We start from the raw sequence: 8,481 nt of genomic DNA, 5'->3' as shown, positions 1-8,481 counted from the left end.
GGCAAGTCCACGTTGCTCAAGCGTCAGTACCAGTACGATGGCGCCGGGCAACTCACCGACATTCACGACAGCCGACGTGGTCAGTTGGCCTACCAGTACGACCCTGTCGGTCGCCTGTTGCAGGCCACCAGTCGCCTGGGGGTGGAGACATTCGCGTTCGACCCGGCGGGTAACTTGCTGGACGAGAAGACGCAGCAGCTCAACCGCCCGCTGGGCCAGGCCCCGAAACGCAACAGGTTGATGGACAACCTGCTGCGCGAGTACGCCGGCACCCATTACACCTACGACGCGCGCGGCAACCTCGCCGAACGGCTGCACAACGGCGTGCGTGCGCAGTTCACCTGGAACCTGTTCGACCGGCTGCAGAGCTACAGCGACGACAAGCTCAAGGTCGAGTACAGCTATGACGCCCTCGGCCGGCGACTGCACAAACACTCGGTTGCGTATTACTCGAACAAGCCGCAGGCCGGCACGGGCTGGAATCAGCTTGAACGGGCCAAGCGCCAGCGTGCGCTGGACTGTGGTTTCACGCTGTTTGGCTGGGACGGCGACACACTGGCGTGGGAAAGCTCCCCGCCGCGTGATGAAGGCGATACGGGCCGTACGGTGCATTACCTGTATGAGCCGGGCAGCTTTGTGCCGGTGGCCCAGGCCCTGCGCAGGGGGCCGGTGCGGCTGCACAAGCAGCCGGACTGGAGCCAGCGCAGTTACGACTTCGACCAGGACCCGTTGTGGCACACGCACATGCAGCCGCAGGCGTTTGATGCGCTTGCGTGGTACCAGTGCGATCACCTGGGCACGCCAATGGAGCTGACCGACCACAATGGCGAGATGGCGTGGGTGGGGCAGTACAAGGCGTGGGGGGAGGTGCGTGAGGAGCGCTCGGGCTGGGCAAGGCAGGTTGGGCTAAGTAACCCAATACGGTTTCAGGGGCAGTATCACGACCGGGAGACTGGGCTGCATTACAACCGGTATCGGTACTATGATCCGGGGGTTGGGCGATTTCTTAGCCAAGACCCTATTAGCTATGCAGGCGGGATCAATCTCCACCAGTATGCTTTAAATCCAGTTAGCTACGCTGATCCACTGGGTCTTGCATGCGCTCATACCAGACGTGCGAGTTTGCGGGAAATGCGTCGACAGTTGGGCATTCCTAAAAATCAGCATCCAGCCGGCCAAAAAATGGTGCCGCTTACCGATTCAAATGGTAAGTGGATTTTAAACGAAGATAAAAAACCAACTATGACTAGAGAGCTAACTTATCGCGTGAATGGAAAGGATTTCGTTATTCAGGACCATTCGGCAGGTCACAATTATGGTGCAGGAGGTGTTGGGGATCAGCCGTCCCATCACAATGTTCGACCTGCAAGTGACACTCGAACAGGAACTGTAGAGGGCATGGATGATCACTATTATTTTGGCTGTCGGAATAAGAAATAAGATGAATTATTCTAAAGTAATGAATCCGCAAGCCTTGACCTCAATGTATGGGGAGGTGCCAGATTTTGCAGGTTCAGAGATTTCTGAGATTAACTTTAAGCGAGATGAGCCAAGGGTCTCAGTTAAGTTTCTTACTCAAAATAAACCTAGAAAAAGTCCAGCCAAGTGGCCGGAGAAGTACGATCAGGTCTGCATTGAGCTGTCATTTATAGGGAGTAGGTGCGTGAGCTTTAGTGAGTGGGGGCATGCAAACGTAGTTTGTGAAATTTTATTTGATGTCGTGGATGATGTCGCAGCTGTAACGATACACTGCGAGAATAATAGTCGACTTAAATTAATTTGTGATTGGGTGCGTGTTGAAAGCGTTCGGTATGGGCTCATTGGTACGCCTTAACGGGTTGCTTCTACCCGATTAGCTGGCTGACCAGCTAAGTGGTCAGTAGCAGACCGAGCGCTTTGCCTATGACGGCAATGGCAAGCTGATCCAGGCGATCAACTCGGCAAGCAAGCTGCAGTGGTTCCATGAAGGAGCGGGTAATCTGAACGTTAGTGATTACTTATCCAGGGTGATTGGGGAAATGTTGGATATCTTGGTTCACAGGTCGAAATTCAAATATTTCAAGAAAGGAGGCAGTGATCTTATATCTTCTTTGCCAGCGAGTGATGAGGATGAGTTTGCTGCTGTTATGGCTCGTGGTACAAATGGGTTGTTGGGGTTTAACGTTAGTCCAGCGGCGCGAAGTATCCTGAATGCGTTACTTTGCGAGTGCTATTGCCTTGATGCTCCTGACACTATTTTCCACCCAGGAGAACGGCGTGAGGGTGGAATGCCAGATTATTTTTTCAAAGATAAAGGTGGTGCGTTCAATGGTTTGTTGTTGGAGCATGAGTGTTATGTATTGAGTTTAAAAAAATATAATATCATTTCCCGGCATAAGCATATTGAAGTGCCTCTGCCTTCCATGCTGGCTGAGTTTGTGAGGGATGGTGGTCGCCTCGAAAATGAACTATATAAACACTTGCTGTCTTCGTGCGAGTACTTTGGGATTTTACAGCACTCGGAAGAGCACGGGTGGGGGGCGTTTGATTTGATTTCCCATGATATAGATTATTTTCTTAACAGATTAGAACGCTTGGTGGGTGATCATGGGCGTCTAGTGTTTATCGAAAATATGCGGGATATGCCTTGTTGGTAGTGCGGTCAACGCAATATTGACCTGCGTGGCTGGCCGAACGTACGACTCACCTGACTGATTAGTCGCAGTCCGAGAGCTTGCCTACGATCGCACGGTCATGAAGCTCGACCATCACGAAATACTCAGCTACGAGTGCGATGACCTGCACCGTGAAGTGGTGCGCCATCAGGGCAACAGGCTGATGCAGACCCAGGCCTGGAACCCGGCCGGACGGTTAGCCCGATGCTGCCGGGCAACTGACCGATATCCACGATAGCCACAGTGACGACAAGCTCAAGGTCGAGTACAGCTATGACGCCCTCTGGCGGCGATTGCACAAACACTCGGTTGCGCATTATTCGAACAAGCCGCAGGCCGGCACGGGCTGGAATCAGCTTGAACGGGCCAAGCGCCAGCGTGAGCTGGACTGTGGCTTCACGCTGTTTGGCTGGGACGGCGACACACTGGCGTGGGAAAGCTCCCCGCCGTGTGATGAAGGCGATACGGGCCGCACGGTGCATTACCTGTATGAGCCGGGCAGCTTTGTGCCGGTGGCCCAGGCCCTGCGCAGGGGGCCGGTGCGGCTGCACAAGCAGCCGGACTGGAGCCAGCGCAGTTACGACTTCGACCAGGACCCGCTGTGGCAAACGCACATGCCGCCGCAGGCGTTTGATGCGCTTGCGTGGTACCAGTGCGATCACCTGGGCACGCCAATGGAGCTGACCGACCACAATGGCGAGATGGCGTGGGCGGGGCAGTACAAGGCGTGGGGGGAGGTGCGTGAGGAGCGGTCGGCTTGGGCGAGGCAGATCGGGCTGAGCAATCCGATACGGTTTCAGGGGCAGTATCACGACCGGGAGACTGGCCTGCACTACAACCGGTATCGGTACTATGATCCGGGGTTTGGGCGATTCCTTAGCCAAGACCCGATTAGTTACTTGGGTGGACTCAATCTCTATCAATATGCGCCAAATCCAGTGGGTTGGATGGATTCGCTGGGACTGGCGAAGAACAAGTATCAAGTTCGGAAGCCTCCAAACGATGCGCACGATTTCGAAGGCTCGAAAGCACCAGGGAAGCCAGGGGAACGGGAGGGGTTTTGCGAGTGCAAACGAGGAGAAACGTGGGTAAGGCTTGATGATGGACGAGGTTCTGGGTGGCTAGACAAAGATGAAAACGTATGGGTTCCTACAGGCCGAGGTTCTAGCGCGCATGGTGGGCCTCATTGGGATCTTCAGATGCCTAATGGCGATTATGAAAACGTCTATCCAGGCGGTAAAAGGCGCTAACTTAATGATTGTTGAAATTGCTCTTCCGAAATTCTTGTCCAGAAATGATGAAGATCGTTTTTTCTACGGGTTGAAAGATGTTCAGGCCTTCAAGGGGTGCGTAGGGGACGGTCGAAATTTAAATATAAAACTGGATGGTAGAAAAATCACCGTCAACAATGTTCGAGAGTTGATTGCATTGCTTTATCGCTATGGTGTTGATCTTGTGCCTTTGGCGGTGTTATCAAAGGGGAGGCATGGTGGATGGCTAAAAAATCCAGGCTGCTATTGGTATAGTTCAATGTTCCCTAAGATAGAGAAAATCTGACTAGTGGTTATTGAAATGCATTTAGTGGTTTAGGGTTTTAGAGCAGGTAGGCAGCATATGGCTGCGGTTAGATGTTGCATTATATCTATGCAGCAATAGGGGTGTGTACGTCATCGAAATTAATCGAATCCCTAGGTGATGTATGGAAGGACTTTCTCAACCACTGCGTAGCGCAAACCAATGAGATAAAAATTGCATAATTTCTGTAGGTTTTTTAAGCGCGTAACGGTGCGGTAGTTGTCCTTCAGCAAGTGCTGCTGGTATTTGGAGCGATCACGATCTTGACGAGCATGGAAGTGTGATGAGAGGGAAGCACAAAGAGCCCAATTGGGCGCCCTATCGACCTAAGTATTACTCAAATACCAGGATCGAAAATGATTAGTTCTGCAGAAGAATTTATTGGTCTAGTTGAAAGTTCTGTTGCTATTGGTAACAGTAGGGGTGTGATCGAATAGGCGAATCATGAAGTCTGGCCGGACGTTGCCAATAAATATCCAGGTTATGAAGGATGCATAATTTAGGGCAGTACAATTTCTTTTTGGCTGATTGGTTTTTTGTCCCGCAGCAAGAATTGCAACACGAGACATAGTGTCGCAATGAAGAGAGAGGCAGAGGAAAGTGTGTTTATCAAGCTGTCGGGCGACGATCACTCTATTGTTAGGCAGGCAGTTGCAGCAAGCAGAGAACATTCCGGTTACCCGGCTTAAGGATACGAGTAAAGGTAAAAACTACACATGCCTGTGCGTTAAAGGAACTACGTTGGGGCGCGAAGGAAAATATGATGAATCACTAGTTTTGCCCACCCAGATGGGCATCCTGACATGGTGGGGGAAAGGTTTCCCGATCATCATGATGGACCGCATGTGCATGCGCGAAATAAGAAAGGGCAAACTATAGTGTTTACTTATCCAGGGTGAATAAGATGTTTGAGGTTTTGGTGCATCGGTCAAGGTTCAAGGACTTCAAGAAAGGAGCCAACGAACTTATATCTTCGCTGCCAGCAAATGAAGATGATGAGTTTTCAGTTGTTATGGCGCGTGGCATGAGTGGGGCGTTAGGGTTTAATGCAGATGCTGCATCGCGAAAAGTACTAAATTCGCTGCTTGATGAATGCTATTGTTTTAACTCTCCGGATACCATTTATCCCCCAAGGCAAAGGAGAAATGGAGGGCTGCCAAATTTCTTTTTTAAGGACAGCGGGGGTGCTTTTTGTGAAATGGTAATGAAGCATGAAAGCTATATTGTAGCTTTAAAAAAATATATTGTTATTTCTCGGCACAGAAGTATTGAGAAACCATCACCCTCAGCTTTGTCGTTATTCTTACCTGATGATAAGTGGATTGAACGCCCATTGTATGAAGAGCTATTATCTTCTTGCGAATATTTTGGGATTTTGCAGCGCTCGGGAGAGCATGGGCGGGGTGCCTTCGATTTGATCGCGAGAGATATGGATGGTTTCTTGAACAAGCTAAAAAGCTTAGTAGGCGATGAAGGGCGCCTAGTGTTCATCGAAAATATGCGAAAAATGCCCTGTTGGTAGGGTGGCCAGTGTTGTGATGATCCGCGTTTTGACCCCATGGGACGGCTGGCGCGCATACCGCCAGTCAGGGTGACCAGTCGCAGAACGAGCGCTTTGCCTATGCCGACAATGGCAAGCTGAACCAGGCGCTCCGGGTTCGAGGTGTATTCGACTCTCATGATGGAAATAGGGCAATTACGGTTTTTCCTGTTAGAGGAGGCTAATAGTTATGGAGTTCTACATTTCGAGATCCGAAGAGGGCGGTGAGCCAGAAGGATTTGACATGGGGGATATAAGGCTTTCCTCTGGCGATCAAGGTATAGACTCCAAGGATGATTCAAGACTTCGGATGATGATATATTTGTCAATTACCTCCTTAATTGATGGCTTGGTGAAATTGAAAAGCACAAAATCTTTTGAATTTATCGGAGTTGATTCATCTTTTGCGTTATTATTTAAGATTAAAGGAGAAAGGCTTTCTATTTTTTATCAGGGTCGTTTTTTTGCCGAAGCTAGTTATCGTGTTTTTTTAGGGATTATTGATCGTGAAGTCGATAGGTTCCTTGCTGAAGAAGGAATTTCTATTGTTGATTCGGTTTTTGATGATATGGAGGCTTCTAGGAAAAAAATCAAATCTTCAATCAATACTAAATAAAGTGTGTGGAAGTTTCCATTGGGAGTTGGCATTTTCTAAAAGAAATGCAGCCGCCAGGTGAGCAATCCTCAATGAATATGGCGATGTAATGAAGGAGAAGCACAAAGGGCCGAAAGGATAAATCATGACAAGTACATCACGCAAAGCAATACAATTTCTCATGATGTTATTGGGTTTTTTCTCCGCCAGTAAACATTGCAATACGAGACATGGCATTGCAATGAAGACGTCGGGAGAGAGGTGCTAATCAAGTTGTAGCGCAACGAGCATCCAATAGTTAGTCGGGCGGTTGCAGTAAACGAAAAAACACCGCGTGCAACGTTGAGATAGTTATGCCCTGATGTTGATCATGGAGAGTCAAGTTGCGGAGTGATGGCCAGTAAACGACACACTATGGGGATGGTACGTGGAAGCAGTACCGTGTGTCGGGAAAAGACCACGGAAATATCCTAGGCCGAATATTAAATAAGCAAAAAAGAGTCCACGCCAGATGGTAGGGTTCTTATACACCAGGGGCGTGTATTAGCACCTCTCCCACATGAGGTTCCAAAAGGTGAATGAGTCAAACCATTTCAAATCATATGATTATAAATCATTTGCTTTAGCGAATAATGATCATGTTGTGACGGGCGTTGATTATTTGTGTTCAATTTATAAGTCGCACGAGCTTGCAGGCGATTTTATTCTTTGGTTCGCTAGACTTATATGGCCGGCGTTCAAAATGCTAGATGGCAAGGTTTTTGTTGTTGAGTTGTTTGATGCCGAGTTATACCAACAGCATTTAGATGTGAAAAGCACGCCTGGTAAAACTCAGTTCTGGGTGAACCTGCTAGAGATAACGGGCGTATTCGACAAGCTTTCGTTTGATCAGGCCATGGAGGTTGCTGTAATAGTATCTGAAAGCTGGAACTCTAAGATTTTGAAAGAATTTGGTGCGGAGCATGCCTTGGCACGATATATATTGGATGAAGATACGGGGGAGATATTCGTTACCATAGGGCTTTCATCCGAAGAAAATAACGACCTCAAGTAGATTTCAGTCTAAAGCCGCACTAGGCAGGCAGGTATGATCCTGCTCGCCCGTTATGTATAATGAGGGCAAGTTACTTACTTGCGAGTGATGATGAAGATGCCACCTCTAGGTGTAGTCGGTAAAGTTGTCAGCGGTCACGATGCGGGGTTGTATGTTAAGGTGATTTTTGATTTGGGTGATACGGACGGTTATTATGTATTAACCTCAAATAAATATGATTTCAGCGTGGGGTTTGATGACTGGATTGAGTCGAAAGAGAGTTTGATAAAGTACTTTGCAGAGTCGGGTTGGGTTGTTGATTGGTTGGGCTAAGGCGTTTATTGGGGGGGCGACTAGACTCGGTTAAAAGTGCATGCATATAGCATCTGGTGTTTTGAGTGCGCTGCAATACAGCATTTTTGAGGATTTGCAAAATTTGTTGTCCGGCTGGAGCTACATCCTCACCGGTCTGATAAGAAATAGGTAAAGTTATGTGTGAGAGTGAAGAAGTAAATTTGAGGTCAGAGTTGTCTGCTGCATTGATTTCAGAGGGGCTGAGTCCTAACGAAATCGAAGATAAAGAAAGAGTTACTTCTTTGATTGAAAAGAGATTCATCTCAGGAACCCCTAGGGCTTGGTGGTTATCACTGGTCAGTAAGCCGGAAGTGTATAGCTTTCCGGACAATTCTGGCTATCAACACTTGCTTGAAATATTTCCCGCAGGTAATGATAAAGTTTGGTTTGTAGTGGATGATGATAACAAGGAAAAATTTGTATTTTTTATTCCATTGAATAAAGTTCAGAATATTATTGAAAGTTGTCGTTTTTTTGAGTATTACGTGGTCGATGAAAATATTTCTTGGATGCTGGCTGAGAATGATCATGGTGAGATCTTGGTTTGTAGAGGGGGAGGTTTATAGTTGAGGTGTATTTATATTTAGTGGTTGAGCTTAGGAAATTTCGATCTATTTAATGAGGTCGTAGCGAGAAAAATACTCAAAGCGATACATTCTGGATATTAGCTATTACGGCGGCCTGAACCTCTATAGTTACGTCGTTAGCTCAGCCGGATGGATTGATCCTT

At 48.1% G+C, this 8,481-nt stretch carries 9 protein-coding genes and 1 pseudogene; all 10 read left to right on the top strand.

What is annotated here, in order from left to right:
* On the top strand, nt 1-1,440 hold a 1,440-nt coding region (locus JZZ72_RS22015), incomplete at its 5' end, for an RHS repeat-associated core domain-containing protein (RefSeq protein ID WP_210015151.1).
* A complete protein-coding gene (locus JZZ72_RS22010; protein ID WP_210015150.1) occupies nt 1,403-1,834 on the top strand; it encodes an immunity 50 family protein in 432 nt (143 codons plus the stop codon). The genes JZZ72_RS22015 and JZZ72_RS22010, both read left to right, overlap by 38 nt.
* 184 nt (nt 1,835-2,018) lie before the next feature.
* Complete coding sequence (locus JZZ72_RS22005; RefSeq protein WP_210015149.1) at nt 2,019-2,636, top strand: hypothetical protein; 618 nt, start codon at nt 2,019-2,021, stop codon at nt 2,634-2,636.
* A gap of 97 nt (nt 2,637-2,733) precedes the next feature.
* A pseudogene (locus JZZ72_RS22000) lies at nt 2,734-3,904 on the top strand (RHS repeat domain-containing protein); the annotation flags it as partial.
* A gap of 4 nt (nt 3,905-3,908) precedes the next feature.
* Nucleotides 3,909-4,211, top strand: coding sequence for a hypothetical protein (locus JZZ72_RS21990; protein ID WP_210015148.1), 303 nt, complete (start codon nt 3,909-3,911; stop codon nt 4,209-4,211).
* A 922-nt stretch (nt 4,212-5,133) separates the two neighbouring features.
* Nucleotides 5,134-5,751 carry a hypothetical protein gene (locus JZZ72_RS21985; protein WP_157811416.1) on the top strand — a complete coding sequence of 206 codons (618 nt, stop codon included), beginning with the start codon at nt 5,134-5,136 and terminating at the stop codon, nt 5,749-5,751.
* 208 nt (nt 5,752-5,959) lie between these two features.
* A complete protein-coding gene (locus tag JZZ72_RS21980) occupies nt 5,960-6,385 on the top strand; it encodes a hypothetical protein (RefSeq protein ID WP_210015147.1) in 426 nt (141 codons plus the stop codon).
* Between the two features lie 553 nt (nt 6,386-6,938).
* On the top strand, nt 6,939-7,418 hold the full coding sequence (locus tag JZZ72_RS21975; protein WP_210015146.1) for a hypothetical protein: 480 nt from the start codon (nt 6,939-6,941) through the stop codon (nt 7,416-7,418).
* Nucleotides 7,419-7,508: 90 nt separating this feature from the next.
* A complete protein-coding gene (locus tag JZZ72_RS21970) occupies nt 7,509-7,730 on the top strand; it encodes a hypothetical protein (protein WP_063611984.1) in 222 nt (73 codons plus the stop codon).
* A 158-nt stretch (nt 7,731-7,888) separates the two neighbouring features.
* Nucleotides 7,889-8,317, top strand: coding sequence for a DUF6756 family protein (locus JZZ72_RS21965; RefSeq protein WP_148071518.1), 429 nt, complete (start codon nt 7,889-7,891; stop codon nt 8,315-8,317).
* The last annotated feature ends 164 nt before the right edge of the window (nt 8,318-8,481 follow it).

Source organism: Pseudomonas palmensis (genome assembly GCF_017848315.1).
In the GTDB taxonomy this organism is placed as follows: Bacteria; Pseudomonadota; Gammaproteobacteria; order Pseudomonadales; family Pseudomonadaceae; genus Aquipseudomonas; species Aquipseudomonas palmensis.
This window is presented reverse-complemented; position numbering and strand designations above follow the sequence as displayed.

What these genes read in the sequence shown, in the direction of transcription:
- JZZ72_RS21970 (WP_063611984.1), top strand. Translation starts at nt 7,509, where the DNA reads ATGAAGATGCCACCTCTAGGTGTAGTCGGTAAAGTTGTCAGCGGTCAC.
- JZZ72_RS22005 (WP_210015149.1), top strand. Translation starts at nt 2,019, where the DNA reads ATGTTGGATATCTTGGTTCACAGGTCGAAATTCAAATATTTCAAGAAA.
- JZZ72_RS21965 (WP_148071518.1), top strand. Translation starts at nt 7,889, where the DNA reads ATGTGTGAGAGTGAAGAAGTAAATTTGAGGTCAGAGTTGTCTGCTGCA.
- JZZ72_RS21990 (WP_210015148.1), top strand. Translation starts at nt 3,909, where the DNA reads ATGATTGTTGAAATTGCTCTTCCGAAATTCTTGTCCAGAAATGATGAA.
- JZZ72_RS21980 (WP_210015147.1), top strand. Translation starts at nt 5,960, where the DNA reads ATGGAGTTCTACATTTCGAGATCCGAAGAGGGCGGTGAGCCAGAAGGA.
- JZZ72_RS22010 (WP_210015150.1), top strand. Translation starts at nt 1,403, where the DNA reads ATGATCACTATTATTTTGGCTGTCGGAATAAGAAATAAGATGAATTAT.
- JZZ72_RS21985 (WP_157811416.1), top strand. Translation starts at nt 5,134, where the DNA reads ATGTTTGAGGTTTTGGTGCATCGGTCAAGGTTCAAGGACTTCAAGAAA.